The following is a 1,078-nucleotide window of genomic DNA, read 5'->3' as shown; positions in this document are numbered from 1 at the left end:
AAGCGTTCCTAAGAAAGCCAAGCGGGTTAAAACCGATAGAGGCTGTCGATTGCCTGCGGATTTTGAACCCGATTGCGATTTTGCGATTAGAGAGGGCTTGCCTCCAGAGCGTGTGAAAGTCGAAATCGCAAAATTTAGAGATTATTGGAATGCCAAGGCAGGTAAGGACGCATGCAAAACGGATTGGCAAGCAACATGGCGCAATTGGGTACGCAAGGCAATTGAAGATTTACAGAAAGGAAAAAACTATGGAAAGCCAAGCACTGAAACAACAGAACAGCAGCGTGGATGGAGTTATCGCGTTGCACAGCACATGTCCAATATCAAAAATTCAGATAGTGTGTACAAATTTTTATTCGAGGATGACAACCGAACCACCATTCCTTTGGAAAACGGGGCAAAAACCATTGATTGCAGAAGCGGAGAGAATTACCTCATTAGTCCATGATGCATTGCAAAAGCTTGAAAAGAAAGCGACTGAAGAAGAAATTCAAACAACGTATCTTGTCCTTTCAAATGGACTTAAGAGCCCCATGGGATCAGATGAAAAAGCGACAGCGCTTGCGTATCTTTACGCTCTTGAAGGCATAAGCAGCTGGGTATTGCAAACGGCAACAAAGAACGCTTTGAAAGGCAAAGCCGAGGGCTTAAATTCGACCTTTATGCCCTCAACAGCAGATTTTTATCGTTATTGTAAGACGCTTGAAGGCAATATTCGCTTTCATGCAAAGTACATTCTTAGGAGCCTTGAAAAGCCTGAAAAGGGAACAAATCAAAAGGCATCGATGCCATCAGAACGCATAGAAAAGCTTCAAAAAGAACTTGAAGAGGTTTTAAAGGGCATTGAAGGATAAACAGCAAAGTAGTGAAATTTGCTGATGATTTTGAGAATAGAGATGCGTTTAAATTGACAGAAAGGTACCGTACAGAGCGATTTAAAGATTTTATGATAAAAACCACATTGAAATTAAAAACGCTTCTGTACAGTCCATTTTGAGGCAAATAAACCCATTGGTAAAGTTATGGATTTAGATAGGGGATATTAAACCAGATGTTTTTAAAAAAACGTAAACAGAAG

General features: G+C 40.5%; 1 protein-coding gene and 1 pseudogene. Both read left to right on the top strand.

The genetic code is table 11. The annotated features are described in order from the left end of the window. Window positions 1–448 (top strand): annotated as a pseudogene (locus tag ACFIKD_RS09545) (hypothetical protein); the annotation flags it as partial. Further along, a complete protein-coding gene (locus ACFIKD_RS09540) occupies window positions 363–854 on the top strand; it encodes a hypothetical protein (RefSeq protein ID WP_375647916.1) in 492 nt (163 codons plus the stop codon). The pseudogene ACFIKD_RS09545 and the gene ACFIKD_RS09540, both read left to right, overlap by 86 nt. Window positions 855–1,078: the final 224 nt, after the last annotated feature.

The organism is Bartonella sp. CR84HXZ, assembly GCF_042194535.1.
GTDB classification, from domain to species: Bacteria; Pseudomonadota; Alphaproteobacteria; order Rhizobiales; family Rhizobiaceae; genus Bartonella; species Bartonella grahamii.
This window is presented reverse-complemented; position numbering and strand designations above follow the sequence as displayed.

Excerpts from the sequence above, each read along its gene's own strand:
- ACFIKD_RS09540 (WP_375647916.1), top strand. The coding sequence starts at position 363 with ATGACAACCGAACCACCATTCCTTTGGAAAACGGGGCAAAAACCATTG.